Source organism: Robiginitalea myxolifaciens, assembly GCF_900115205.1.
Classification (GTDB): Bacteria; Bacteroidota; Bacteroidia; order Flavobacteriales; family Flavobacteriaceae; genus Robiginitalea; species Robiginitalea myxolifaciens.
Genome location: NZ_FOYQ01000001.1, coordinates 1,040,016 through 1,066,742 on the forward strand (window position 1 = coordinate 1,040,016; position 26,727 = coordinate 1,066,742).

Here is a 26,727-nt window from a genome sequence, read left to right on the forward strand (position 1 = left end):
TTTGCAGAATGCTCCGACTTTATGAAAGATTTAGCAGGAGGAATCGTGAGCGTATTTGAGCCGATGCTTTCCCTTGCTTACCTTTGCAAAAAGTGCGATTTATGCGGGCCTTTTTCTCCCGATTCAAATTACTCGGTATTGTGCTGTTGGTGCTCTCGGCCATCATCATAACGTTATTTTACAATGCCCTGAAACCCGAGAAACGCCTTCCGGTTTACCAGCCTGCAGATTTTGACCCTTCCCTAGTAGATCCGGCGGTTAGCCACGTCCGGAACTACCACACCGTAGCCGATTTTTCCCTGATCAACCAAAATGGGGATACCATTACCCAGGCCAATTACGACGATAAAATTTATATCGCCGATTTCTTCTTTACCACCTGCCCGAGTATATGCCCGATCATGACCGAAAACATGGTTTATCTACAGGAGGAATTGGCTGGGGATAAAGATATTTTACTGTTGTCCCATTCGGTTACCCCGGAAATTGATTCCGTTGCACAGCTCAGGCGATATGCCGACGATAAAGGGGTTTTGGACGAAAAGTGGAATTTGGTTACCGGCGATAAAAAGCAGATTTACCGGTTGGCACGTAAATCTTACATGGCGGTGAAGACCGATGGAGATGGTGGACCCTTTGACATGATCCACACCGAAAACTTTATTCTGGTCGATCGCAAAAAGCGCATTCGTGGTACCTATGACGGCACCAAACGCGAAGAGATGGATCGCTTGCTGGAGGATATTGAAATCCTCAAAGCTGCCGAAGACGATTCTCAGTAACAACTAAATGCGGTTCCCCTCGTCTTTTTCCCTTATTTTTGACACTGCTTATAATGAATCTAAATAAGGATTAAGGGTGACCATAGCCGATCTCAAACGTGGCGATAAAGGAATTATTCAGGAATTCGATACCGATATCCTTCCTATAAAATTGTTGGAACTGGGGTGTTTACCCGGGAACGAAGTAGAACTTTTGCAGGTTGCGCCGCTACGAGACCCCTTATACATCAATGTCAGTGGAACCCATATCGCCATTCGAAGGGAAATGGCCGAGAAAATTGAATTGGAACTCCTTTCGAGCTAATGGTTAAGGATATTAAAGTTGCATTGATCGGGAATCCCAATACGGGTAAAACCTCTGTGTTTAACAGGCTTACCGGCCTGAACCAAAAGGTTGGGAATTATCCCGGGATTACTGTCGAAAAGAAACAGGGCATCTGTAAATTATCCCGAGGTGTTAAAGCGCACATAACAGACCTGCCCGGCACCTACAGCCTCAATACTACCTCCCTCGACGAGAGTGTCGCCGTAGAATTACTCCTGAATCGCAATGCTCCAGACCATCCGGATCTGGCCATCGTGGTTACAGACGTCGAAAACCTCAAGCGCAACCTGCTGCTCTACACTCAGATCCGCGATTTGAAGATCCCGGCCCTTTTGGTCATTAATATGGCCGACCGAATGTCCCGTAAAGGGATTAGCCTGGATGTGGAAGCGCTGGAAAAGAAATTGAATACCCGTATTGCATTGGTAAGTACCCGGAAAAATACCGGGATCGATGCCTTGAAAAAGCTGATCGAGAACTACCGCGCGATTCCCGCTTCCCCCTGCGTGGATATTTCGAAAATTGATCCTCCTTATTTTGATCGGCTGGCCAAAGCGTTTCCCAAAGAAGATCAGTACAAACTGTGGGTGGTCATTACCCAGGATGTGAATTTTACCCGGTTGCAAAAAGAGTTGCCGGAAATCGATCCCAGTTTTCGCATCAAGTCCAAAAACGACCTGAAACGCCTGCAGCACAAGGAAACCATCCTGCGCTACCAGTTCATCAATGCAGTGCTGAAAGACACCTACACAGTAGATTGGCTGGCGGCAAAAGGGCTGCGGGGAACCCTGGACCGAATTCTGACGCATAAGGTATACGGCTATCTGATCTTTTTGCTTATCCTGCTGGCCATTTTCCAGGCCATTTATGATTGGAGTGAAGTACCCATGGATTTTATCGATGCGCATTTTGCCCTGGCCAGTGAATGGATCAAGGACAGTTTCCCCCCGGGTATGTTTACGGACCTACTGGCCGAAGGGGTAATTGCCGGTATCGGGGGCATCGTCATCTTTATTCCGCAAATCGCTTTCCTTTTCTTCTTCATTGCCCTGCTTGAGGAATCGGGATATATGAGCCGGGTGGTCTTTCTGATGGATCGCCTGATGCGACCTTTCGGACTCAGTGGAAAAAGTGTAGTTCCGTTAATGTCGGGAACCGCCTGCGCCATCCCGGCGGTCATGGCAACACGGAATATCGAAAGTTGGAAAGAGCGGCTGATCACTATTCTGGTAACCCCTTTTATGACCTGCTCAGCCCGGCTTCCGGTATATCTGATAATAATTTCCCTGGTCATTCCTCAGGGAAGATTTATGGGACTGGGGTATCAGGCGCTAACCCTAATGTCGTTGTACCTAATCGGCGTTTTGGCAGCACTGATTTCCGCAGCGATTCTAAATCGAATCCTCAAGATTCCCACACGTAATTTCTTTGTGGTGGAGATGCCTACCTATAAACTGCCCCTTTGGAAAAATGTCGTATTTACCGTCATCGAGAAGACTAAGAGCTTCGTATTTGGTGCTGGTAAAATTATCCTGGCCATATCCATCGTCCTTTGGTTTTTAGGATCCCATGGGTTCTCAGAGGAATTTTTGAATGCCGATTCCATCGTTACCGAGCGCATTGCCGAGGAGGGTCTTTCGGAAAATAGCAAGGCCTTTATCGCGGACAAGATTCAGGAATATCAAAGCACCCTGCGTGTAGGTTTGCGTAAGTCCGAAGGTACCGTAGCGCTTACCGATGTTCAGGATAGTCTGGATCTGCTTCAACGGGAATTAGAAGTACGGGCCATCAATCAGGAAATAGCCAGCTTCCGCCTGGAACACTCCCTTATTGGTCAAATGGGAAGAGGTATCGAACCCCTGGTCCGACCGCTGGGCTATGACTGGAAGCTCGGAATTGCCCTGATAACCTCCTTTGCCGCGCGGGAAGTTTTTGTAGGAACCCTGGCTACCATCTATAGTGTTGGGAGCGATGAGGAAGAAACGATTAAAAATCGCATGGCGGCGGAAAGACGAGCCGACGATACGCCACTCTTTAATCTGGCTTCGGGTATTTCCCTCTTACTTTTTTACGCCTTCGCCATGCAATGTATGAGTACACTGGCCATCGTTAAAAGGGAGACCAATAGCTGGCGTTGGCCCATGCTGCAATTAGTATTTATGACGGGAATCGCGTATCTTTTTGCTTTGGGCGCCTATCAAATATTGTCCTGATGATCGATTACTGGCAAGAAATTTTAGCATTTGGAATTCTCAGCGGGGCCGTGTATTTCCTGGTTCGGAAATTCATCGCTAAACCCCTGGCAAGTAGTTCCAAATCGGGCTGCGCTGACGACGACTGTGGGTGCCATTAAATATCTTTGAACTCACTTAATTCGATGACGATGAAAAAACTCCTTTTTTTGCTTCTCGGGGTAGTACTCACCCTGCCGGCCGTAGGTTGTGGCAGTTCCAGCAGTGCCAACGGGGGAAACGCCAACCTCCAGGAGACCATGGACGACCGCAATAGTGCTGTAATTCCTTTGATTACGCGAATCCGAAGGCTTCCCGGGATGACGGTCGAAAATGGAGTTCCCGTCTTTATCAAGACCCAGAATACGGCGCAGGCTGGTCAGTCCAACGAACCGCTATATGTCCTGGATGGACAAGTTATTGGAAACAGCTATCGTCGGATTCGCGATGTGGTGAACGCAGTAGATGTAAAGTCCATCAAAACGCTTTCCGGGGCGGAAGCATCATTTTATGGGAGTCAGGGTGCTAATGGCGTAATCCTGATTACTACAAAGCAAGGGGGATAGTCGGTTAGTTCATTTGAATGACCACGCTGGCATCCGTTTGCAGGCGGATTCGGCAATCTTCAAAACTGGGAGGACCAAACGCTTTCATCCGGGAATTGGAAAAGCCCAGGGGTTCTTTGGGGATTCCAACCCAATTCGTATCGAGTTCCTCATTGTCATTCTCATCGTGAAAAACGGCTACTGCATAATCTCCTGGGGGTAATCCTTCCAGAACCAATTCATTACTGCCCGATTTTGCCTTTACGCTATCCCGACGATATACTCCCTGAACCTTAAGAAAATTTTCTTCCTCGGTATATACTGCAACCTGCAGGGTGCCCTGGGAGGAAGCTACCCCGTCTACCCGGATAGATAATCGATGTTGGGAAGACCCTAAAAAAGGAAGTAGAAAAACGATACTTAGAACGAGCCAGTTCAGATTTCGATTCATCGTATGGTTGCCGTGTTTAGAATAAAACAAATTTACGGTTTTGGGCAATACCCTGTGCCCGGATTTATTCATTAGATTGGAGGCTGATTTTCTGCTGTAGTTCTTCATAGAATGCCCGGGTTTCCAGAGAATCCCGAAAATTCAAAAAGAGCTGAAGCGAATCCCCCCAGCTCAGGTGAATTTTGCCCTGGTTCCAATCGTCGACCAGCACATAGGATTTTACGTCGGGCCTCAGGGAATCGCGATAGACCCCCTTTTCCCAATCTCCTGCCGAAAATCCGTGACTGCGGTGCAGGTAGGGGACTTTCTCCTGCCAGCCTAATTCATACACCTCCGTTAGGGGCACATCGAGATAGTAAAAGCCGCTTAGGACTTGCAGTTTACCATCTTCTACTTTTTTCCAATTCCGGGAATGGGCGGCGAAGGCCAGAATACACAGCGCAACACTGAGTAGCAGTATAAAATTCCAGAAGGCATGTCTTTTCTTCATCTCCGATATGAACAACGCAGCAAGAGCCTAAAAAATTATCCTTAACTTGTTAGGCCTCACGAGGAAAATAACAAAGAACGTACCAATTAAAAACAATCGAAGATGAAAAAACTACTTGTAGCCATCCTGAGTCTGGCCGCTTTTAGCGCTAGCGCCCAGGACGACGTGGTTATTCCCGGGATCTCGGGAATGCTGGGTCAGGCACAGGGCAACATTGTAGCCCTGGCCGGAGCTTTTGACGAAGAACAAATGAATTGGAGACCAGCCGAGGGCATTCGCTCCGTAGGAGAAACAATCCTGCACACGGCAGCAGCCAATTATTACATCGCCATGAAATTGGGATATCCACCACCAGAGGGCGTAGACATTATGACCATGGAACAGATTACTGGTAAGGACGCCATTATTGAAACCTTCCAGAAATCCGCCGACTTTGTCCAGGAAAAATTAAAAGGTGTAGATCCGGCATCCTTCGGGGAGGAAGTAGACCTCGGATTTGCACAAATGAATCAACTTTCCTCCTGGTTGATTATTCTGGAACATACCGGGGAACACAAAGGACAACTGATTGCTTATGCCCGTTCTAATGGGGTAGCGCCACCCTGGAGTCAGCCCGCAGAATAATGTGGTATCAACTTCAGTACAAAATAGAAAACCGGCCTTAGTGCCGGTTTTTTTATTCTCCAAGTGGAAGTTCACTGGCTGTATTGCCTACCCCAGACCCACATCCAGGGTCATCATGATAATAAATCCGCCAATAAAACCCATGGTAGCGATATCGGTGTATTTGTCTTGTTGGGTTTCCGGGATCACTTCTTCCACTACAACGAAGATCATGGCCCCTGCCGCAAAGGCGAGGGCATAAGGTAGAATCGGCTGAAAGGTCAGGACCGCCCATGCACCGAGTACCCCGGCGATGGGTTCCACAATAGCAGAAGCCTGTCCATACATAAAACTTTTACGCCGGCTCAGGCCATAGCGCCTCAAGGGTACGGCGACGGCAAATCCCTCTGGAAAGTTTTGCAGCCCGATTCCCAGGGCAAGGGCTACCGCCCCGCCGATTGATGCCCCATCAAAGCCCGCTGCTACCCCTCCGAAGAGTACGCCCACTGCAAGTCCCTCCGGGATATTGTGCAGGGTAATGGCCAGGGTGAGCAAGGTGGTACGGCGCCATCCGGTTTCAATTCCTTCGGCCTCACTCTTATCAAAATTCAAATGCAGGTGGGGCAAAACCTTGTCCAACCCAAAAATGAATAGGGCTCCAAGCAGAAAGCCTACTGCGGCGGGAATAACTTTTTCGAATCCCTCACCCGGGCTCATTTCAATTCCCGGGGCTAACAAGCTCCAGAAGCTGGCGGCAACCATAACACCGCCGGTAAAGCCCAGCATACCGTCCATCAGTGCCCGGCTCGTCCCCTTGACAAAGAAAACCAGACCAGCTCCAAGGGCTGTTAACCCCCAGGTAAATAAGGTGGCATACAGTGCTGCCAATACCGGGTCAATTTGTTGAAAGTAATCGATTATAGCTTCCATCAGTTTTCAATTGGTTTTACATAGAGGTTGGAGGCGATACGCTGCGATACGGAAAAGTTGCGGGTACCGATACGGATCTTCAGGGACTGATCAAATTCCTCCCGCTCCAGTACGGTTATGGAATCTCCGAGCGCAATGCCGTGTTTATCCAGAAACTTCAGGTAGGCTGCCGAGGAATCCACTACCCCAACACACTGCCCGCTCTTACCCGGACCCAGGTTCGCAAGCAATTTCTTGTCCCGGGTTTTGAAGGCGCCGTCTTTATCTGGTATAGGGTCGCCGTGAGGATCGTAATCGGGATAATCCAACAGCGCATCCAGGCGGTCTACCAGCATGTCGCTCTTTATATGCTCCAGTTGCTCTGCAACCTCATGGACCTCGTCCCAGTTAAAATCGAGTTTTTCGACCAGGAAGGTCTCCCACAATCTGTGCTTGCGGATTATCTGAAGCGCCTTGAGCTGCCCCTGCTCGGTAAGTCGAACCCCCTGATACTTTTTATAATTCACCAATTCCTTACCCGCCAGGCGCTTGATCATATCAGTGACTGAGGAAGGTTTGGTCTCCATATGGGTTGCAAGCGTTGTAGTGCTCACCGACCCAGCCCCGGCTTCGCTCAGGTGGTAAATCCCCTTGATATAGTTTTCCTCCGAATGGGTCATGGTCTTCAAAATTACATTTTTAGGGGGTTTTCAGGATATTTTTCATTTGCTCCGGCGAGAGGTATTCGAAATGCCTTGAAGTGATCATAAACTGCTCATCGAGGAGTACAATAGCTGGCAGGGAGAACGGGTAATTCTCCCGGGAAGCGAGCAACAAGGGAATCTCATGGGTTGAATTCCGTTTCTTGCCCAACTGCTTGTTGCTATAGCTAACGCCATCGAAAACAATCGTATCCCTGCTTTCAGCGTTCATCCTAACCGCATAATATTGCTCGGTGAGGGTCTCGACTACCTCAGGATCCCGAAAAGCGGCACGGTCCATCTTTTTACAATAGACGCACCAATCCGCATAAAAGCTGATCATGACTTTCCTGGGTTTGACCGCCAGGGAATCTTCTAATTGCTCAAAGGACAACCAGGTAATCCCTGGTTCTTGGGCACCTACAGGTATGGCGAACAGGATCAAAAAAATACCGATAATGCAGCCCTTCCTCATCGGGTAACCTGTACTTTTTTTAAAGTGCTTAGTAAGCATTTCTTCCTAGTGTAATTTGCCAAACTTAATACCCAGAAAAACTGTTCTGGGTGCATCGGGTCCATATATATAGTCCGAGTCGCGGGTCGGACCAATATCAAAGTCGTCCTGATAACTATTAAACAGATTAGTCACCCCTCCGGTGACGGTAACCATGAAGGAATCGCTGAAATCAAAATGCGTTTCCAATTTAATATTTACATCAAAAAAAGGATCTACTTCATTGAGTTGCAGGAAGCCCGTATCACTGATCACCAGTGGGACAGTCATCTCGCCGGTATAGGTCCCGGTTATGTCGAGGTTAAATTTCTTACTCGGAATCCAGGCCGTATTGACGTAGCCATAAAAATCAGGGACCCGGAGGAACTCATCGATCACGATGTCGGTCTCCCCTGGAGTACCATCGCTTTCAAATAGTATCTGAGGTTCGTCATATTTAGTGCGTTGTAGTGTTCCCCCTAACTGAAATCTCCATTTCGGGTCGGGTGAAACCCCGAACTCAAAGTTCGATCCAAATACTTTTGCTCCTTCCCCATTGCGAACCTCTTCCAGGATAGAGCCATTTTCGAGTACGGCACCAGTACTGACCAGGGTAAATGGATCTCTCAGGGTAGTGTAAAATCCTTCCACCAGAAAGTCCATTTGCAGCAGGTTGACATTTTTTGAAAAATTCAGGGAACCCGTGAAGGCATTGGAATATTCAGTATCCAGATCGTCCGATAGGATTACGAATTGCGGTTCTCCACCCACACTGGAAATATGCAGGTCTTCATTGAAGGCCTGAGGCGCCCGGAATCCACGCGCGTACCCTCCCCGAAGTCGGATATCATCCGTTACCTGGTAAGAAAGGGTTAGCCTGGGGGAAAGCGCCGTTTGACTCAAGTCCACTTCCCTGGAAATTCCCCCGATGGAATAATCCCCGTCTACGCTAACATTGTCGAGTCGGGTCCCGAGTAAGGCAGAAAATGCATCGGTGGGTTTCCATTCGTATTGAAAATACCCCCCGATCGAATTTACGCGTTGGTCTATCAAGCGTTCGTATCCGGGAATCTCATCTTCAGTAGTATTGAAATTGAATTCTGCCCCTGCGGTGAGTACGTCCTCATTTTCAAATCTTTTGGTATACTGCAGCCCATTGACCCAAGCCAGGTCCTTGGTTGTCCCAAAGGCATTATTGGCCAGGAGGCTGTCCTGAGGCGTTCGCGCTCCCCCTAATCCTCCATAATAACTATCGCGGTTTGTGTAGGAAGCCGATGTATACAATTGGAATTTGCGGGTATTGTCCCTGCTGTCCACTTCGTATTCAGCACCCCCTATGAACGTGTCGTGATCCAACTCCTCGGCGATATCGGTAAACTGGGGGGACAAATTTAAACGATCCCCTCCGCGGCGATATTCCCGAATCGCGTTGAGGTTAAGCGATACGCGACTGAGGTCATTGGGCCTGTAAAACGCTTTGGCCCCAACCGTTGTATTCCTCAATTCAACGATCTCCGTAAATCCATCGCCATTCGCGTCGTAGTCTTCCCTGTTGCGGTAGGTCCCATAAAGGGTAATGCCGCTTTTGAGATCATCGGATACGTTGGCTGCATTAAAGGTGATAAACCGGTCCAGTGCTTCCCCGTCGATCAGGGCCAGGTTACTCCCTATTTCCCAGGTATTCAAAACAGGGTCTTTGGTTATGACGTTCACGGTACCGGCAATGGCATTGGATCCATATAGGGCGGAACCGCCACTGCGCACCACTTCTACGCGTTCAATGATATTGGTGGGGATTTGTTCCAGACCGTAAACCCCGAGCAGGGAGGTGAAAATTGGTCGGCTATTGAGGAGAATCTGTGTATAGCCACCGTCAAGTCCATTGAGGCGAACCTGGGTAAATCCGCAGTTTTGACAATTCGTTTCTACCCGTACTCCGGGGGCAAAATTCAGCCCTTCGGCCAACGATAACGATTGGGTGGCCGTTAGCAGCCTTGGTTTTATTGAAGAGACCACCACCGGGGCGCTTCTTCTTTCCACGCGGTTCCGGGTAGCACTAATTACCACTTCATCTAGTCCCAGGGCATCTTCAATTAGCTCAAAATTTACCTCCAGCGGCTTCCCTTCCAGAATCAGGTTTCGCTTTTCATTCCGATACCCCTGGGCGCTTGCAATAAGCAGGGCTTCTCCATTGGGAAGAACCAGTTCAAAGCGACCATTTTCATCGGCACTGGTGGCTACAGATGTCCCCTGCAGGAAGACTGTGGCAAAGGCCAGCGGTTCCCCATCAGCGGTTACCTGCCCGTTAAGCGATGTGGTACCGGTTTGCGCTGTCAGTATCGAAGTCCAGCATAGCAAAAAGAAACACAATTGTTTCATTAGGCGAACAGCATTTTTAGATTATTGCTATTTTATTTTTAGACAAATCTAAATATTTATTCCCTAACTCTAAAATCGGGGGCCTTTTATCCGTTCTGGAATTTGTACTTTTAGACCATCCGACCTACTATGGATTCCTACGATATTGTTATTATCGGCGCTGGTGCCTCCGGATTGCAACTCGCCGTTGCCCTGGGGGAAGACCCCTACTTCCAAAACCACACCATCGCCCTTCTGGAAAAAAACGGTAATAAGTCAAACGACCGAACCTGGTGTTTTTGGGAAAAAGGAGCAGGGGCATTCGACAACTTCACCTATCGCCAATGGGATACGATCCGCCTGGCCGGACCGGGCCTCGATCGTAGTGAGTCGCTGGGGGATTACCGCTATAAAATGATTCGTGCCATCGATTTCTACCGGGCCATGGACACCCGGTTGGAACATTGCACAAACATCCACAGGATTGAGTGCGCTGTAGAAAAAGTCGAGGAATTCGATGCCGAAGTGCGAATAACTACCGATGGTCGAATCCTGCAGGCCAAAAAAGTCTTTACCAGCGTGTTCTTTGATCCTGATTCCGCTGCGATTCTACCCTACGCCGGAGAAGGGCATCGCCACCCACTATTACTTCAGCATTTTCTGGGTTGGGTAATCCGAACTGAGGATGCTGTTTTCGATCCCACCGTACCCACTTTTATGGATTTTGACCTGCCCCAGCTCGGCAATACCCGATTCATGTATGTCCTCCCATTCTCCGAAAACGAAGCCCTGGTTGAGTATACGCTCTTTTCGGCGGAATTACTCAAAAGGGACGCCTACGAGGCGGGGCTCAAGGATTATCTAAAAGAAAAAATGGGGATCGCGGATTACGAAATCCTCGAAGAGGAAACCGGTTGTATACCTATGACGGTATCGGATTTCTCAGCACACAATTCCCCGCGCATTTATCATATCGGGGTTGCCGGGGGATGGGCGAAACCGAGTACCGGTTACACCTTTTACAGGATTTCCCAATGGGTTCCCAGAATTGTAGAGGCCCTCAAGGCTAACAAGCCCCTGCCCACTCCACCAAAAAATCGATTCTGGTATTACGACCGTCTGCTGCTCGATGTGCTGCATCGCGACAACCATATGGGTGCCGAACTCTTTACCGGAATGTTTAAAAAGCTATCGGCAGAACTCATTATGAAATTCCTGGGGGAAGAATCTAACCTGGGGGAAGAATGGCGGGTGATAAATTCCTGCCCCTATGGCCCGTTCATACGAGCCCTCCTCAAGAGTATGGTAAACTGAGTTAGAATTCCCTTTTCAGGAGCCAATTCCCGAATTCACGCAATGCTTCAGCCGCAGGACTGTCCTTTCCGAGGTATTCCAACTGACGAAATGCCTCCTCGGTATAACCGACTATCTGCGCGCGGGTTTGGGTATCGGCCCCGGTTTGCTTAAATAGTTTCTTTACGCGGACAACCTTGGATTCCGGGTTTTTGGGACGGATGGAATACAAGTCGCGAAGCTCCTGCTGCACAGTAGAACTCCCCAACTCCATCGCCTTCAGATACAGAAAGGTCTTTTTGTTCTCAATGATATCCCCTCCTACCTGCTTTCCAAAGGATTTAGGGTCCCCAAAAGCATCCAGGTAATCGTCCTGCAACTGGAAGGCCATCCCCAAATAGATTCCAAAGGCGTAAAGCGCCTGCTGCTCCTCCACAGGTGCCTTTGCGGCCATAGCTCCCAATTGAAGGGCGCACCCTAAAAGCACGGCAGTCTTGTATTCGATCATTTTGAGATAATCGGGGATAGTAGTCCCTTCCTGATTCTCAAAATCCATATCGTACTGCTGTCCTTCACAAACCTGACGGGCCGTTCGGGAAAACAACGCCATCATGGGTTTGAATAGTTCCGGTTCATATGCCTCCAGACACTGATAGGCATAGATCAGCATGGCGTCACCGGAAAGGATTCCGGTATTGAGATCCCATTTTTGATGTACCGTAGGTTTGCTCCTTCTCAAAGGCGCCTGGTCCATAATGTCGTCGTGGATCAGGGAAAAGTTATGGAAGATTTCCACGGCACGGGCGGCGGGTAATGCCTGCTCTAACGGAGCGCCATATAGATCTGCACTCATCAGGGCAAGAATGGGTCTCATGCGCTTTCCACCTAGATTCATGATGTATTCAATGGGCTCGTACAGGCCGTTGGGCTGACCCAGGGCCGGGCTGGCAGCGAGATCTTTTTCAAAAACCTCGCGATAGCGGGCAATCGCTTCTGTCATGGCTCAAAAGTACATCAAAGAGCAGCCTTTCACCAAGACCCGGATGGCGCTATTCAAAAAAAAATGCAATAGAATTTGAGATCTTCGTCTATAGTAGTGTACGACCAACAACCAATGTCCGCCAAAGAAGACAATTATTCAAACCTCAGCAGGTTTTTCCAGGAGGAATACCAGGCCCTTAATGGGTTTGTGCGTTCCCGCATTGGAAATACCACGGAGGAACAGGCAGAAGATGTTGTTCAGGACGTGGCCTTGAGGTTATTCTCCAGATCAGACGATTTGGGTCGTATAAATAATATTGCCGGCTATGTATATCACGCCATTCGCAACCGGATCGTAGACATACGCCGCGGAAAGGACCCGGATGCCAATCCTGAGGAAGAATTTTGGGAACGACTGGCAGATTTAGCCCAACAGGTGCACCCGGAGTATACGGAAGAGTATCCGGATAAATTGATTCGGGAAATGCGAAAGGCTATTGGCGCGTTACGACCGGAATACCGGGATATTATTCTCGCGATAGACTTTGAGGGCTATACCTACAGGGAAATAGCCGCAGAATGGGGGGTTTCCCCGGGGACTTTAATGTCCCGAAGACATAGAGCGCTGCACATTTTAAATCGAAAACTAAGTCGGCAGCATTAAAAAACAAATACAAATTTAAAACTGAATAATCATGGCATACGAAAGACATGTTGAACGAAAGGTGGAAGGGGTAGTTCGATCCGTTTTCAAAGGGATTTTTATAGGTATTCTCATCGTTGCAGTACTATTCCTGGTGGCCTATCTCTTTATGCTTCTCTGGAATTGGCTCATGCCGGACCTCTTTGGACTGGGCACCCTGACCTATTGGAAGGCCTTTGGACTGCTGATCCTCGCCAAAATAGTCTTTGGCTTTGGCGGTGGAGGACACGATAAGAAAGGTGGAAAACACCGAAGCCGGAAAAAGCAATGGAAAGAAAGAGGGGCTCGGTTTTCCCGTTGGAATTGCGATGAAGCGGGTAAAGACAGTTGGGAACACTACGACCGATTCTGGTCGGAAGAAGGCGAAAAAGCCTTTGAGGCCTATGTTGAAAAGATAAAAGCGCAGGAATCCAATGAAGACAATTGAGGAAAGAATTGATCAAATGGGGGCGCTTACCCGGCTCATTCGATGGACGCCCAAAGGCCTGATCCCGGGGAAACCCGGGGAGGTTTCCCATGAAGATGGTAAGGCCCCGACCGGCCAAATTAAAGGGGGGTAATCGGAAAGTTAAAAAAAGATTAAACTTTGGAAACTTTTTTTGTTCTTAAAGTTTCCACCCCTACATTTGGCCCCCTATGAAAGAAGAAATACGCGATACGGCTACCCGGCTTTTCCTGGAACTAGGCTTTAAAAGCGTAACCATGGACGACCTCGCCGATGCCATGGGAATCTCCAAAAAAACAATCTACACGCATTTCGATAACAAGACAGAACTTATCGAGGCGTGCACCGTGGGCCTTTTCTATAAAATATCACAGGGTATCGACCTGATCTGTGAAAGAAGTAATAACCCGATCGAGGAACTCTATGAGATTAAGCGTTTTGTAATGCTTCACCTCAATAACGAAAAAGCCTCCCCCGATTTTCAGCTAAAAAAATATTATCCCCAGATATATACGAAACTCCACCAGTTGCAATACGACCTAATGAAAGATTGTGTGCTGACCAACCTGAACCGGGGTATAGAGATGGGTATTTTCAGGCCCAACCTCGATGCGGGCTTTGTCTCACGGATTTATTTCAGCGGGGTAACCAGTATCAAGGATGAGAACCTGTTTCCAAGGACCAAGTTTCCAGCCGCAAAACTCATGGACAGTTACCTGGAATACCATCTTAGGGGGATTGTAACCCCTGAGGGAAGGAAGATCCTGAATAACATCATCGAGTCAAACAAAGAATTACAATCAAATTACGAATAACTCATGCGAATAAAACTCACCCTTTTGTTGCTGATCGGCGTAGTTGCCCCGGGCCTGGCTCAGGAAACCCCTACCCGCTTTAGCCTGGAGGAAGCCGTGGCCTTTGCCTTGGAAAACAATTACAGCGCAATCAATGCCAACCGCGATCTGGTCGATGCACAAAAGCAGAAATGGGAAACCATTGCCAGCGGTTTGCCTCAGATCACCGGTGACATCAGCTACCAGGATCAGATTAAACAGCCCGTTTCCCTGGTTCCCGGAGAATTTTTTCCCGATGGTGAGCCTGGAACCTTTGTGCCTGTAATTTTCGGGCCACCGCGAACCACCAGTGCAACGGCTACCTTGAGACAGCAAATTTTTGACGGTACCTACATCGTAGGGATCCAGGCTACACAGGCCTTCCTCCGATACAGTCAAAACAACAAGGAAAAGACCGAGCAGGAAGTGCGAAAGGCGGTTACCGAAGCTTATGGCAATGTGCTGCTGGCTCGTGAAAGTGTCGCTATCCTGGAGCGCAACATCGCTGCAGTTGATAAAAACCTTTACGAGACGGAGAAGTTGCTCGAAAACGGTTTGGCAGAGGAGGAAAGTGCTGAACAGTTGCGCATCACTTCCGCAACATTGTACAATAACCTCAGCAGCAGCCAGCGCATGACAAAGATTACGCTGCAGATGCTCAATGTCCTGATGGGGCTGCCCCTGGACCATCCCACCGAACTCACACAGGATCTGGATGTATTGGTACAGGAACAAACCCGGCCTGAACTTCTGGATGCGGAATTCACAATGGAAAACAACGTAGACTTCAAGCTCATTCAAAACCTGAACGAACAGCGGTATTACGAACTCAAACTGGCTAAAAGCCGGGCATTGCCTACGCTAAACGCCTTCATTAATTATGGGCGCACCGGATTCAGCGATCCGTTCAGCTATTTTGACGATGAAACCCAGAGTTTCGAATCCTCGATTCTCGGATTTGACCTGTCCATTCCGATTTTCAGTTCCCTCCGCCGCAGTGCCGGAACCCAACGCGCGAAAATCGCCCTGGAAAAAGCAAAAACCCAATTGCAGGAAACCGAACAACAGATCGAATTGCAGCTCGCCCGTTCGCGAAGTGATTACACATTGGCCATAGAGACCTATCAAACCTTGAAAAGCAACCTCGCCCTGGCCGAACGCATCGAGAACAAAAACCAGGTAAAATATTCGGAAGGAATTGCAACGAGTTTCGAACTCCGACAGGCGCAGACACAATTGTACACCGCGCAACAAGAATTCCTCCAGGCTATGGTCAATGTAATTAACAAAAAGACCGAGCTCGAAAACATAATAAACCCCTAATACCATCAATCACCATCCTATGAAAACATTAAAAAGCTTCGGATTACTCACTTTGCTGCTCGTTATGGCCTGCGGTGATGGTGCCAACGTTTCCGTACAGGATCTGATCGCCGAGGGCGATTTGGAGGCGATCAAAGAACGAAGAAAGCAGCTCGGCGAACAAGAGCGGGAGCTCAACAATTCCCTGAAATTGCTGGATTCTACGATTGCGGTAAAAGAAAACAATGCCAGCCGACCCCTGGTGACCACTCAGGAGGTTCAAACCCAATTATTCCGTCACTACCTGGAACTTCAGGGAGGGGTGCAAACCCGACAGAACATCCTGCTTTTCCCGGAGATGGCAGGAACCCTGGAACGCGTACTGGTCAAGGAAGGCCAGGCGGTTCGCAAAGGGCAGGTTTTGGCCCGAATCGACGATGGTGGCATGGCCAGTGGCCTGGCCCAGCTCCGCACGCAAACCGAACTGGCCAAGACTACTTTTGAACGACAAAAGCGGCTATGGGATCAAAATATCGGTTCGGAGATTCAGTACCTCCAGGCCAAAACACAATACGAATCACTGCAAAGCCAGGTAGCTCAAGCCGAATCCCAGTTGGCCAAGTCCATCATCCGGGCACCCTTCAGCGGTATCGTAGACGAAGTGCTGCAGGACCAGGGAAGTACGGTTAATCCGGCGGCCGGCGTTGCTGTTTTCCGGTTGGTTAACCTCTCCGATATGTATGTAGAGGTCGATGTTCCGGAAACGCATTTGCAAACGGTCCGCCCCGGTAAAGAGGTAATTATTTACCTGCCGGTCCTTGGAGACAGCATCATGAGCCAGGTGCGGCAGACCGGGAATTTCATCAAGCCCGGAAACCGATCTTTCAGCGTTGAAATTCCGGTTCCCAACGAAGATGGTGCAGTGAAACCCAACCTCACCGCCATTGCCAAAATCAACGATTATACCCAGGAAAATGCCATCCTGATTCCACAAAGCGTTGTTTCCGAAAATGCAGCAGGGGAGCAGTATGTGTACACCACTATTTCCGATGGATCAACCCTTGCAGAAGGATCCGAGGATATCGTGGTTGCCAAAAAAACGATCATTGCCCTGGGCAGGACTACGGGCGATAATGTAGAAGTGCTTTCCGGCCTGAATCCAGGAGATAAAATTGTAGTGGAAGGTGCCCGAAGCGTGCGCGACAACCAGGAGGTTAAAGTTCTCGCCAGTAACGGTACAGCTAAAAAATAGAGCATGGAAAGAGCCAAGAAAAACGCCAACAAGGAGTTCAGACTGTCCTCATGGGCCATAGATAACCCATCGGTAATCTATGTGATGATCGGCATCTTCCTGTTCATCGGGATCTCCTCTTACTTCTCGATGCCGCGGGAGGAATTCCCCGAGGCTGTTGAAACCAAGATCTATATCAGTACGGTTTATCCGGGGAACACCGCCGAGGACATGGAGCGGCTCATCACCGATCCGATGGAAGAGCGCCTCAAGAACGTCAGCAATGCCGTTGAGATGACCTCAACTTCCCAGGAGGATTACGCCATGATCGTTGTTGAATTCGACGAGAATATCACGGTTGAAGCCGCCAAACAGAAAGTCAAAGACGAGGTCGATGCCGAAAAGGCCGGGGAAGATTGGCCCGTATTCAACGGGGCCAAGGTCGAACCCAATGTTTTTGACCTGAACCTGGCCGAGTCCTTTCCGATCCTGAACGTCAACCTCAAAGGAGACTATCCGGTTGAAAAACTCAAGGAGTTTGCGGAATATCTGCAGGATGAAATCGAAAACCTTGAGGAAATCAAGCAAGTGGATATCCGCGGGGCCCAGGAAAAAGAAGTCGAGGTAGCCGTCGATATCAATAAAATGATGGCCGCCAAAGTAAACTTTGACAATGTAATCCAGGCTATTGCCAATGGCAACATGACCATGTCGGCGGGGAACCTGATTACCAGTGGCCAGCGGCGTACCATCCGTATTACCGGGGAAATTGAAAATCCGTCAGAGCTCAACGATTTTGTAGTCAAATCCGAAAATGGGACGGTCTACTTAAAAGATATCGCTCAGGTTACCTTTACTGAAGAAGACAAAACCACCTATGCCCGGGAAATGGGTCAGAGCGTGGTGATGCTGGATATCAAAAAGCGCTCGGGTAAAAACGAAGTTCAGGCAACTAGCAAAATCCGGGAAATCGTCGCTGAAGCGCAGGAGAGTTACCTGCCGGAGGACCTGGAAGTAACTTTCGCCAATGACAGTAGCAGCAGTACCCTCAATCAGGTCGACGACCTCGTGAACAACATCATCTTCGGGATAATCCTCGTGGTAACGGTATTGATGTTCTTCCTCGGGTTCCGCAATGCGCTCTTTGTCGGATTTGCGATTCCCATGTCTATGTTCATGTCCTTTATGATTCTGTCTTCCCTGGGATACACCCTGAATACCATGATCCTATTCGGGCTCATTATGGGGCTGGGGATGCTGGTAGATAACGGGGTTGTGGTCGTGGAAAACGTTTATCGACTCATGGAGCAAGAGGGAATGTCCCGGAAAGAAGCTGCCAAAAAAGGTATTGGGGAAATAGCCATCCCTATTATCATCTCCACCGCCACTACGGTAGCTGCTTTTGTCCCTCTGGGGCTTTGGCCGGGAATTATGGGAGAGTTCATGATTTACTTCCCGATTACCCTCTCTGTAGTATTGGGTTCTTCTTTGTTTGTTGCCATCTTCATGAACTCCATGCTGGTATCCCAGTTTATGGAGATCGGGGAGAAAACGCTAACTCGCAAACAACTCATCCGTATTTCGGCGATCCTCGGAGGCTTCGGCCTCTTTATCGTGGTTGTCGGCGGACCTGTACGCGGTTTGGGCACCCTGATGATTGTGGTTGCCGCCATGTTCTGGGCCTATAAGTATTTCCTCAAGCCCTGGGCTACCCGTTTCCAGAAGAACAGCCTGGTACGCCTGGAAAACTGGTATGAAAAACGTCTGAAGGCAGCCCTGCGCGGTCGCAATGTATACTGGTACTTCGGAGGCACCATGCTCCTACTGGTAGCCGCCTTTATGGCATTCGGGGTTTCCGTAGACAGCCAGCGGACCAAGCTCGAGTTCTTCCCGGATAATACGCCCAAGGAAATCTACGTCTATATCGAATACCCGCAAGGAACCGATATCGATAAAACAAACGCCCTGACGCGGGATATCGAAGAGCGGGTATATGCCCTGATCGACGACGAGCGCTACCAGGACTCAGCAGGGGAAAATCTGCTGGTCGACACCGGGGTAAGCCAGGTGGGGAAAGGAGCCGAAAACCCGTTTACCGAGGCGGGTCAGGTTGCCGATATGCCGCACCGCGGAAAGATTACCCTTTCCATGGAAGAATTCAAATACCGAGATGGCCTGGATACCGAGCAGCTTCGACTGCGGATCCAGAATGCCCTGGCAGAAGTGTATCCCGGGGTAACCATTTCTGTTGAGAAAGATGCCGTTGGGCCTCCTGCCGGTTATCCGGTCAATATCGAATTGATAGGCCAGAATTACGATACCCTTATCAATGTGGCCGAACGCATGCGGAACTTCATCAATACCAAGAACATCGAAGGTATGGAAGGCCTCAAGGTGGATGTGAACAAGAGCAGCCCGGGGATGCAGGTTATCGTCGATCGCCAGAAAGCCGGTGAGCTTGGGGTTTCCGTAGGACAGGTGGGCCAGCAATTACGCCGCTCCCTCTTCGGGGATAAGGCCGGGGTTTTCAAAAAAGACGGGGAGGATTATGACATCAATGTCCGTTTCAATGAAGACCTGCGCTACAACACCAGTGCCTTGTTCAACCAGAATATTATTTTCCGGGACCAGGCAACCGGGCAGATCAAGGAAATCCCGATCTCTGCCGTCGCCAGCCGCAAGAACACCTCTTCCTTTAATGCGATCAAGCATATCAATGGACAGCGTGTGGTAACGGTGTATTCCGGGCTTAAACCTGGAGGGAATGCCAATATCATCGTAGACCAGATCAAGAAGGAAATGGAAAGTTTCGAAGACCTGCCTGCCGGAGTTAAGATTGACTATACCGGGGAATTGGAGGAGCAGGCCAAACAACAGGCCTTCCTCATGGGCGCTTTCTTTTCCGGATTGGGACTGATCATGCTGATCCTCGTATTTCAATTCGGGGGTATCTCCAAACCAGCGATCATTATGATGGCCATTTTCCTGAGTTTTATCGGGGTATTTGGCGGCCTTGTTGCCACGGGCTGGCCCTTTGTGATCATGATGACCATGATGGGAATTATTGCCCTGGCCGGAATTGTGGTCAATAACGGGGTGGTCCTGCTAGACTATACCCAAATCCTGATCGACAGGCGCAAGGTAGCCCTCAATATCCCCGACGACGAATTGTTGTCGCTGGAAGATGTTACCAAATCGATTATCAATGGTGGAAAGGCCAGGTTGCGACCTGTAATCCTAACTGCGATCACAACCGTACTTGGTTTGATCCCGCTGGCCACTGGTCTCAATATTAACTTCATTACACTATTCGGCCGATTCGACCCTCAGGTCTACGTCGGAGGGGACAATGTGATTTTCTGGGGGCCTCTGGCCTGGACAGTGATCTTCGGACTTATCGTGGCCACCTTCCTTACCCTGATAATTGTTCCGGTGCTGTTTAACATTACGTACCGCATTAAGCTGGCCATCCGCAAGCGCAGGCCTCAGAGCCAGGAGGAAGCGGTACGCCTCAAACAAGCGGCTTAAGTGGCGTTCGAGATCAATTGATTTTACCGAAATAAAGCCTGGGGGAAGTTTAAACATAAGTTTTAAGCTTCCCCCTTTCTAATGTACCTTTGCCGCAGATTTTACAGCTATGTATCGATCGCACACTTGTGGAGCATTACGAGAGAGCCATATCGGCCAGGAAGTAACCCTGGCAGGTTGGGTACAGAAAACCCGGGATAAAGGATTCGTGGTTTGGGTAGACCTCCGGGACCGCTATGGGATAACCCAGCTGGTCTTTGACCAGGATCGCACTTCCGCCGAACTTTTGGAGCAAGCCCGGGAATTGGGTCGGGAATTTGTGGTTCAGGCCAAAGGCGAAGTAATTGAGCGTGCTTCCCAAAACCCCAACCTACCCACAGGTGCTATTGAACTCCTGGTTCGCGAACTCAAGGTGCTCAACCCTGCGGCCACCCCTCCTTTTACCATTGAGGAGGAGACCGATGGCGGGGAAGAATTGCGCATGAAGTACCGCTATTTGGATATTCGCCGTAACCCGGTAAAAGAAAAATTATTATTCCGGGCAAAAGTTGCCCTGGAGGTTCGCAACTACCTGAGCCAGCAAGGTTTCGTAGAAGTTGAAACGCCCTATCTGATCAAGTCTACGCCGGAAGGTGCCCGCGACTTCGTGGTGCCCAGCCGCATGAATGCCGGGCAGTTTTATGCGCTGCCCCAATCCCCCCAGACATTTAAGCAGCTGCTTATGGTAGGAGGAATGGACAAGTATTTTCAAATCGTAAAATGCTTCCGCGACGAAGACCTGCGCGCCGACCGCCAGCCCGAATTTACCCAGATCGATTGCGAAATGGCCTTTGTGGAACAGGAAGATGTGCTGCAGGCTTTTGAAGGCCTGACCCGTCACCTGATCAAAACTATCCACGGCACCGATCCGGGAGAGTTTCCCAGGATGACTTATGATGAAGCCGTAAAACGCTTTGGGTCCGATAAGCCGGATATCCGTTTTGGAATGGAATTCGGGGAACTCAACGACATCGCGCAGCACAAAGAATTCAATGTCTTTAACAACGCTGAGCTGGTAGTTGGAATTGCTGTCCCTGGAGCAGCATCCTATACCCGAAAGGAAATTGATGCCCTGGTAGATTGGGTAAAGCGACCCCAGGTAGGTGCTGGAGGCATGGTCTATGTAAAATGCAATGAGGACGGGACCTTCAAATCCTCTGTGGATAAGTTCTACGACGCCGATGATTTGGCGAATTGGGCCGAACGCACCGGGGCAAAAGCCGGAGATCTCATCTGTATCCTGTCTGGCCCTACCAACCCAACCCGCAACCAGCTCAATATGCTGCGCATGGAATTAGCCGGACGCCTGGGCCTGAGAAAATCTGACGAATTCGCCCCGCTGTGGGTGGTAGATTTCCCCTTATTGGAATTCGACGAAGAATCCGGTCGCTACCACGCCATGCACCACCCGTTTACCGCCCCGAAACCCGGACAGCTCGAATTGCTGGATTCGGACCCGGGTGCAGTACGCGCCAACGCCTATGATTTGGTGCTTAATGGGAATGAAATCGGGGGAGGCTCCATCCGTATTCACGATAAAGACATGCAAGCCACCATGTTCCGCCATCTTGGATTTACCAAGGAAGAAGCCCGGGAACAATTCGGCTTTTTAATGGATGCTTTCCAATATGGTGCCCCACCTCATGGCGGTATTGCCTTTGGACTGGATCGTCTGGTCGCCATCCTCGGTGGGCAGGAATCCATCAGGGATTACATCGCGTTCCCAAAGAACAACAGTGGCCGTGACGTGATGATCGATGCCCCTGCCCGTCTGGATCAGGATCAACTTAAAGAACTTAACTTAAAGGTTAATCTCGGTTAAAGTTCCTAACCTTACTTTACTCAATCTACTTTCAGGTGCGGTGTTGCTCTGGTAAGTAACAAGAATCCACTTCTTTAAAGCTAAATAGCGCTGAGCAGACAATTTTCCATAAAAATTTGTTTTAGTTAGGATTCCTTACTATAATTGCATTATTATTTGACTATCATCTAGAATATTTTAACCCTATTAATTAGGATTCCTAACTTTATGAAATTTAAATCATGAAAAACTTACATCAAATTTTCCTGGCCCTGGCCCTTTCATTTCTGCAAACTTCCTGTGCCCAGGATAATCCTTACAACAACGAGGATTTTGTCATTGAAACCGTAAAAGTAGTTCACCGCACAGATCTTGAGGTATTGGTTTGGGAAATCAATGTCCGGGGGAATGCTGGAGAAACCGTTCCCTCGCCCGCAGGTCAATTGGATGGCGCTCCTGTTCTGGGCTATGTCTTCCCAACAAGTCTGAGTCCGACAGATGTAGGATTCGGAGCAACAGAAGGTATCGTTGCCCTGGCCCTGACCTCACATCCCGATTTTGACGATACCCCACTCTGGGATGAAAACAGTGATCAGAACTATGGGAACGATGGTATAATTTGGCATCCTCATTGGGTGGTTCTCACAGAAGACAAACGAGTGGCCGGGGGACTTTCGGTAAAGCAGTTTAAAAAAGCAGACCAATCGGTTGTGCTTCCACCCACAAATCCAGGAATGCCCATGTATATGGATTCCCCGGGCTATCCCGTTGCAAGCAAGCGGCATACTATCCAGGTAGTCGTACCCAAATACCGGATGAACAACAAAACCGCCTTTAATTACGACGGCGTTACCGCCTATATGCAGGTTAATACCTCAAACGATCAACTTCCCATGATTGGCGTTTACGCAGTTTTTAGTGTTGCAAGCGGGGATCTTTCGCTTCCCTACGCTGTGAATGAGAAATAAGAAAGTTAAAGATGGGCTACCCGATCCCGGCACATTTAATTAGGATTGCTAACTTAGTCCCGTTCAATGAACGGGACTTTGTTATGAAAAGCAGCGCCTTTAATCCCAACATGCAAGAAGAAGATCTGGCCAGTAAAATCACCTTTGGCCTGGAGCGGATTTCCGAGGTATTCAAAACCTTACTATGGGCAAAAGCCAAAGTCGTTGGGCTGAGTCCCATTCAAATACAGATCGGTTTATTCGTAGCCTATCATCGGGCAGAACTTTGCAATGTGAGCCATTTGGCCAAGGAGTTCAATGTCACCAAGCCTACAATCAGCGATGCTGTCAAGATCTTGAATAAAAAAGGCCTTATTGATAAAGATTATTCTGCCTCAGACCAGAGGAGCTACACGCTCCAATTGACAGATTCCGGCAGAAAATTGGTTCGGGAAGTCGGAGATTTTGCCGATCCATTAAGGGATTTAATTGGCCACAAAGATGAGGCGGAGTTAAGCCGTTTCTTCACGACCCTGAGTGAACTGATCTATAGTCTGAATCGCACAGGCGTATTGACCGTCCAGCGGACTTGTTTCGGATGTAAATTCTATGACAAAGAAAGTGAAGAAGATTATTGCAAACTGCTGCAAAAAAAATTGAGCAATTCGGATATTCGCCTGGATTGCCCGGAATTTGAAAACAGGAACTAATATTCCAGCCAAGCTGCATTGCATTTACATTCTGGTATCCTATTCAAAATTCGCCCGAACGACAATTTTACTTAGCTTTAAGCTAGTTAACCGATCTCATGGCCAAGCCAACCTCCAAAGCCCTAACCAGGTTTCTAAAATGGCGCTATAAACATATCAGCCACAAGACGTTCATTCAATTAATGAGCGCTGTGATCGGGTTGCTTGCCGGGCTTGCCTCGGTTACCCTGAAGAATTCCACTTATTTTATTCAATCCCTGCTCGATCGCGGCGTGCTTTTCCTGAGCAAGGAACTCTATTTTATCCTCCCGGTAGTCGGGCTTACCCTGGTGTACCTCTATGTAAAATATGTGCACAAGGAGAAGCTGGAACACGCGGTTTCTTCCATCCTGTTTTCCCTATCACGTAAAAAAGGAATCATCGCTTCAAAACGCATCCTCACCCCTCTGGTTACCGCCCCGCTTACCGTCGGATTCGGGGGTTCCGTGGGGCTTTTAGGACCTGCCGTTGCCAGTGGTGCCGCAATCAGTTCCAACGTCAGCCGCCTGCTGCATATCGGGGCGCGTGACCGCAACCTGCTCATAGCCTGTGCCTCGGCCGGAGCCATCGCCTCCATATTCCAGGCACCTATTGCTGCCATTATTTTTGCGGTGGAGGTCTTCAGCCTGGACCTGACGATGCTCTCCATGCTTCCCTTGCTCCTGGCCTCCATTTCCGGGGTCCTGACTTCTTACTTTTTCCTTGGGGATGAAACCCTTTTCAATTTTGCCCTGAAGGATACCTTTCAGGTAAAAGATAGTTTGTATTACATCCTCCTGGGGGTGGGAACTGCCTTTGCCTCCGTGTATTTTACGCGGATGTACTTTGGGATCCTCAAACTCTTTAAACCACTCAAAAGTCCCAAATACAGGCTCCTGGTAGGCGGGCTGGCCATCGGCGGAATGCTATACCTGATACCTCCCTTATACGGGGAAGGTTTTGGTTTTATCAATCACTTGCTCGAGGGAGATCACCGGCAGGCGTTGGGCGTTACCCCTTTTGACGCCTACGTCGACAATATCTGGGTAGTCATTGCCTTGCTCTCAGGCATCACGCTTTTCAAGGCCATTGCGATGACGACAACCTTCGCCGCGGGGGGTGCAGGTGGGATTTTTATCCCCACCATGGTCATGGGTAGTGCCCTGGGCAATGTCTTTGCCAAAGTGTTGAATAACCTGGGCCTGGGTATTGAAGTCAGTGAATCGAACTTTACCCTGATCGGGATGGCGGGACTGATCTCCGGGGTTATCCATGCCCCGCTCACCGCTATATTCCTGATTGCAGAGATTACCGGGGGTTATGAGTTGTTTGTGCCCTTGATGATTACGGCGGCCATTTCCTTCCTGATTACTCGGAATACCATGGCCCATACTATATATACCCGAGAACTCGCCCGAATCGGAGCCCTGATCACCCACAATAAAGATCAGGCGGTACTCACCATGATGGATCTGGACGAGGTAATCGAAACCAATTTCAAAGCGGTTACCCCGGAGATGACCTTAGGGGACATGTTGCATCAGAGTGTGGCCAAATCGAGCCGAAACCTATTTCCAGTGATCGACAAGGAAGACCGGCTATTGGGCATTGTGTTGCTGGACGACATACGCGAATTCATGTTCGACATCAATATCTATGACAAAATCCGGGTTGAATCCTTTATGATCCGCCCTCCGGAACAGATATTCTACGGTAGGGATTCGATAAAATCGGTCATGAAAAAATTTCAGGACAGCGGAGCCTGGAACCTCCCTGTAGTCAGGGACGGCCGGTATCACGGCTTTGTTTCTAAATCCAAACTCCTTACGGCCTACCGTCGGAAGTTGATTACCTTTACCCGCTGATTCTAGTTACCTCTCCATAATGAACGCCTCAAAAAAGAAACTTCGCTGGCTGGTCCTATTCCTGGTTATTGGATCCCTGGCTTCTATAGCATATGGCTATCAATTGCTCGATACCGAAAAAGAGCTGGCCCACCGCTTTATCGGTGTCGGGGTAATCGGGCTGTTCCTGGTAGCTATGCCCGTATTCCTATTCTCGGAAAGCAGGGGGAAACAGATGAAAGACTATATGCTTACCGACGAAAATCTGAAGAAGATGCGGGAAAAAGAACGCGATTCTGCTGATAATCAATAATTTTTACCGATTTGTTAGCGTTATTCCAAGAGGGGGGAAGAAATTCCCTACCTTCGCAACTCTTATTTATTTATAATTTTTTTTAAATGACTGGTACAGTTAAATTTTTCAATGAGTCCAAAGGTTATGGATTCATTACCAACGATGACACCGGAAGGGACATCTTCGTTCATGCAACCGCACTCGACGGGTTGCAACTCAATCAAGGAGACAAAGTAGAATATCAGGAAACTGAAGGACGTAAAGGAATGGTTGCGGCCGACGTGCACGTAATCGGTTAAGATATATTTTATTTTGAGTACAGGCGCCGGGTAAATCCCGGCGTTTTCTGTTTATAGCGGCAGCTACTGTTTGCCTGCTAATTCAAGTTCCGTTTGCGTATAAAGAAACGCTTGAGCATCTCCGAGGCCTCTGCCTCCATAACACCAGCGGTGAGCGCTGTCTTCGGATGCAACCTCCCCCCCATAGCAGAGAACCCACGTTGCGGATCCGATGCGGCATAGACAATTCGGGAAAGCTGACTCCAGTACAAGGCTCCGGCGCACATCTGGCAGGGCTCCAGGGTTACGTACAAGGTGCAATCCGTTAAATACTTGCCTCCCAAATAATTTGATGCGGCCGTAATGGCCTGCATTTCTGCATGTGCCGTAACATCCCGAAGCTGCTCGGTAAGGTTGTGGGCCCGGGCAATTATCCGGTCGCGGACCACTACTACCGCCCCTACCGGAACTTCATCTTTTTCGTATGCCGCCTCAGCTTCCTGCAGAGCGCGCTGCATAAAATAACGATCGTCGAGAACCAAATCCATCAGGACAAACATACAATATTCCCTTACCTTTACCGCTGGAATC

At 49.1% G+C, this 26,727-nt stretch carries 28 protein-coding genes; 20 read left to right on the forward strand and 8 right to left on the reverse strand.

Annotated elements, in window-relative coordinates; translation table 11 throughout:
• The first annotated feature begins 101 nt into the window (after positions 1-101).
• The 5 genes from BM318_RS04580 (at position 102) to BM318_RS04595 (ending at position 3,904) form a co-directional block, all read left to right on the forward strand.
• Positions 102-782 (forward strand): SCO family protein, encoded by a 681-nt coding sequence (locus BM318_RS04580; RefSeq protein WP_092981021.1) that lies wholly within the window; start codon positions 102-104, stop codon positions 780-782.
• A gap of 76 nt (positions 783-858) precedes the next feature.
• Positions 859-1,086 (forward strand): FeoA family protein, encoded by a 228-nt coding sequence (locus BM318_RS04585; protein WP_092981023.1) that lies wholly within the window; start codon positions 859-861, stop codon positions 1,084-1,086.
• A complete protein-coding gene (gene feoB, locus BM318_RS04590; RefSeq protein WP_092981024.1) occupies positions 1,086-3,320 on the forward strand; it encodes a ferrous iron transport protein B in 2,235 nt (744 codons plus the stop codon). The genes BM318_RS04585 and feoB overlap by 1 nt, the downstream gene beginning before the upstream one ends.
• The gene (locus tag BM318_RS14300; RefSeq protein WP_143099921.1) at positions 3,320-3,460 is read left to right on the forward strand and encodes a FeoB-associated Cys-rich membrane protein; all 141 of its coding nucleotides are present in this window, start codon (positions 3,320-3,322) and stop codon (positions 3,458-3,460) included. The genes feoB and BM318_RS14300 overlap by 1 nt, the downstream gene beginning before the upstream one ends.
• Before the next feature lie 30 nt (positions 3,461-3,490).
• Positions 3,491-3,904, forward strand: a complete 414-nt coding sequence (locus tag BM318_RS04595; protein WP_177218259.1) for a TonB-dependent receptor plug domain-containing protein — start codon at positions 3,491-3,493, stop codon at positions 3,902-3,904.
• Positions 3,905-3,908: 4 nt separating this feature from the next.
• On the opposite strand, the gene BM318_RS04600 is transcribed toward BM318_RS04595, so the two are convergent.
• Both BM318_RS04600 and BM318_RS04605 read right to left on the reverse strand, forming a co-directional pair.
• Entirely contained in the window at positions 3,909-4,334 is a 426-nt protein-coding gene (locus BM318_RS04600; protein WP_092981027.1) for a DUF2141 domain-containing protein, read from the reverse strand.
• 64 nt (positions 4,335-4,398) lie between these two features.
• Positions 4,399-4,824: a hypothetical protein gene (locus BM318_RS04605; RefSeq protein WP_092981028.1), complete on the reverse strand. Its 426-nt coding sequence runs from the start codon at positions 4,822-4,824 to the stop codon at positions 4,399-4,401.
• A gap of 102 nt (positions 4,825-4,926) precedes the next feature.
• On the opposite strand from BM318_RS04605, the gene BM318_RS04610 reads away from it, so the two are divergent.
• Positions 4,927-5,448, forward strand: coding sequence for a DinB family protein (locus BM318_RS04610; protein ID WP_092981029.1), 522 nt, complete (start codon positions 4,927-4,929; stop codon positions 5,446-5,448).
• 87 nt (positions 5,449-5,535) lie between these two features.
• On the opposite strand, the gene BM318_RS04615 is transcribed toward BM318_RS04610, so the two are convergent.
• Genes BM318_RS04615 through BM318_RS04630 form a run of 4 tightly spaced genes read right to left on the reverse strand, consistent with a single transcriptional unit; the run spans position 5,536 to position 9,909 of the window.
• Positions 5,536-6,357: a ZIP family metal transporter gene (locus BM318_RS04615; RefSeq protein ID WP_092981031.1), complete on the reverse strand. Its 822-nt coding sequence runs from the start codon at positions 6,355-6,357 to the stop codon at positions 5,536-5,538.
• Positions 6,357-7,016 carry a metal-dependent transcriptional regulator gene (locus tag BM318_RS04620; protein WP_092981033.1) on the reverse strand — a complete coding sequence of 220 codons (660 nt, stop codon included), beginning with the start codon at positions 7,014-7,016 and terminating at the stop codon, positions 6,357-6,359. Before BM318_RS04620 ends, BM318_RS04615 begins: the two co-directional genes overlap by 1 nt.
• Positions 7,017-7,035: 19 nt before the next feature.
• Positions 7,036-7,512 carry a thioredoxin family protein gene (locus tag BM318_RS04625; protein ID WP_092981035.1) on the reverse strand — a complete coding sequence of 159 codons (477 nt, stop codon included), beginning with the start codon at positions 7,510-7,512 and terminating at the stop codon, positions 7,036-7,038.
• 45 nt (positions 7,513-7,557) lie between these two features.
• Positions 7,558-9,909: a TonB-dependent receptor gene (locus BM318_RS04630; RefSeq protein ID WP_092981037.1), complete on the reverse strand. Its 2,352-nt coding sequence runs from the start codon at positions 9,907-9,909 to the stop codon at positions 7,558-7,560.
• Between the two features lie 129 nt (positions 9,910-10,038).
• Here BM318_RS04630 and BM318_RS04635 point away from each other — a divergent pair, with 129 nt between their 5' ends.
• Complete coding sequence (locus BM318_RS04635; protein ID WP_092981039.1) at positions 10,039-11,202, forward strand: lycopene cyclase family protein; 1,164 nt, start codon at positions 10,039-10,041, stop codon at positions 11,200-11,202.
• Between the two features lies 1 nt (position 11,203).
• Here the strand turns inward: BM318_RS04635 and BM318_RS04640 are convergent, their stop codons facing one another.
• A complete protein-coding gene (locus BM318_RS04640; RefSeq protein WP_092981041.1) occupies positions 11,204-12,181 on the reverse strand; it encodes a polyprenyl synthetase family protein in 978 nt (325 codons plus the stop codon).
• A gap of 114 nt (positions 12,182-12,295) precedes the next feature.
• On the opposite strand from BM318_RS04640, the gene BM318_RS04645 reads away from it, so the two are divergent.
• The 13 genes from BM318_RS04645 (at position 12,296) to BM318_RS04700 (ending at position 26,157) form a co-directional block, all read left to right on the forward strand.
• Positions 12,296-12,826, forward strand: a complete 531-nt coding sequence (locus tag BM318_RS04645) for an RNA polymerase sigma factor (RefSeq protein WP_092981043.1) — start codon at positions 12,296-12,298, stop codon at positions 12,824-12,826.
• Between the two features lie 31 nt (positions 12,827-12,857).
• Positions 12,858-13,292, forward strand: a complete 435-nt coding sequence (locus tag BM318_RS04650; protein WP_092981045.1) for a hypothetical protein — start codon at positions 12,858-12,860, stop codon at positions 13,290-13,292.
• Positions 13,279-13,425, forward strand: coding sequence for a hypothetical protein (locus BM318_RS14385; RefSeq protein WP_177218260.1), 147 nt, complete (start codon positions 13,279-13,281; stop codon positions 13,423-13,425). The genes BM318_RS04650 and BM318_RS14385 overlap by 14 nt, the downstream gene beginning before the upstream one ends.
• Before the next feature lie 76 nt (positions 13,426-13,501).
• On the forward strand, positions 13,502-14,125 hold the full coding sequence (locus tag BM318_RS04655) for a TetR/AcrR family transcriptional regulator (RefSeq protein WP_092981047.1): 624 nt from the start codon (positions 13,502-13,504) through the stop codon (positions 14,123-14,125).
• Between the two features lie 3 nt (positions 14,126-14,128).
• Positions 14,129-15,466 carry a TolC family protein gene (locus BM318_RS04660; protein WP_092981049.1) on the forward strand — a complete coding sequence of 446 codons (1,338 nt, stop codon included), beginning with the start codon at positions 14,129-14,131 and terminating at the stop codon, positions 15,464-15,466.
• A gap of 19 nt (positions 15,467-15,485) precedes the next feature.
• Positions 15,486-16,697, forward strand: a complete 1,212-nt coding sequence (locus BM318_RS04665; protein WP_092981050.1) for an efflux RND transporter periplasmic adaptor subunit — start codon at positions 15,486-15,488, stop codon at positions 16,695-16,697.
• A 3-nt stretch (positions 16,698-16,700) separates the two neighbouring features.
• The gene (locus BM318_RS04670; protein ID WP_092981052.1) at positions 16,701-20,204 is read left to right on the forward strand and encodes an efflux RND transporter permease subunit; all 3,504 of its coding nucleotides are present in this window, start codon (positions 16,701-16,703) and stop codon (positions 20,202-20,204) included.
• A 109-nt stretch (positions 20,205-20,313) separates the two neighbouring features.
• Positions 20,314-22,065, forward strand: a complete 1,752-nt coding sequence (gene aspS / locus BM318_RS04675) for an aspartate--tRNA ligase (RefSeq protein WP_092981053.1) — start codon at positions 20,314-20,316, stop codon at positions 22,063-22,065.
• 221 nt (positions 22,066-22,286) lie between these two features.
• Positions 22,287-23,012, forward strand: a complete 726-nt coding sequence (locus BM318_RS04680; RefSeq protein ID WP_092981054.1) for a hypothetical protein — start codon at positions 22,287-22,289, stop codon at positions 23,010-23,012.
• Between the two features lie 110 nt (positions 23,013-23,122).
• Positions 23,123-23,701 carry a MarR family winged helix-turn-helix transcriptional regulator gene (locus BM318_RS04685; RefSeq protein WP_245759737.1) on the forward strand — a complete coding sequence of 193 codons (579 nt, stop codon included), beginning with the start codon at positions 23,123-23,125 and terminating at the stop codon, positions 23,699-23,701.
• Between the two features lie 98 nt (positions 23,702-23,799).
• Positions 23,800-25,584 carry a chloride channel protein gene (locus BM318_RS04690; protein ID WP_092981057.1) on the forward strand — a complete coding sequence of 595 codons (1,785 nt, stop codon included), beginning with the start codon at positions 23,800-23,802 and terminating at the stop codon, positions 25,582-25,584.
• Positions 25,585-25,603: 19 nt separating this feature from the next.
• Positions 25,604-25,876, forward strand: a complete 273-nt coding sequence (locus BM318_RS04695) for a hypothetical protein (RefSeq protein ID WP_092981059.1) — start codon at positions 25,604-25,606, stop codon at positions 25,874-25,876.
• An 86-nt stretch (positions 25,877-25,962) separates the two neighbouring features.
• On the forward strand, positions 25,963-26,157 hold the full coding sequence (locus BM318_RS04700; RefSeq protein ID WP_092981060.1) for a cold-shock protein: 195 nt from the start codon (positions 25,963-25,965) through the stop codon (positions 26,155-26,157).
• Positions 26,158-26,234: 77 nt separating this feature from the next.
• Here BM318_RS04700 and BM318_RS04705 read toward each other — a convergent pair whose 3' ends face one another.
• Positions 26,235-26,684, reverse strand: coding sequence for a nucleoside deaminase (locus BM318_RS04705; protein ID WP_092982069.1), 450 nt, complete (start codon positions 26,682-26,684; stop codon positions 26,235-26,237).
• Positions 26,685-26,727: the final 43 nt, after the last annotated feature.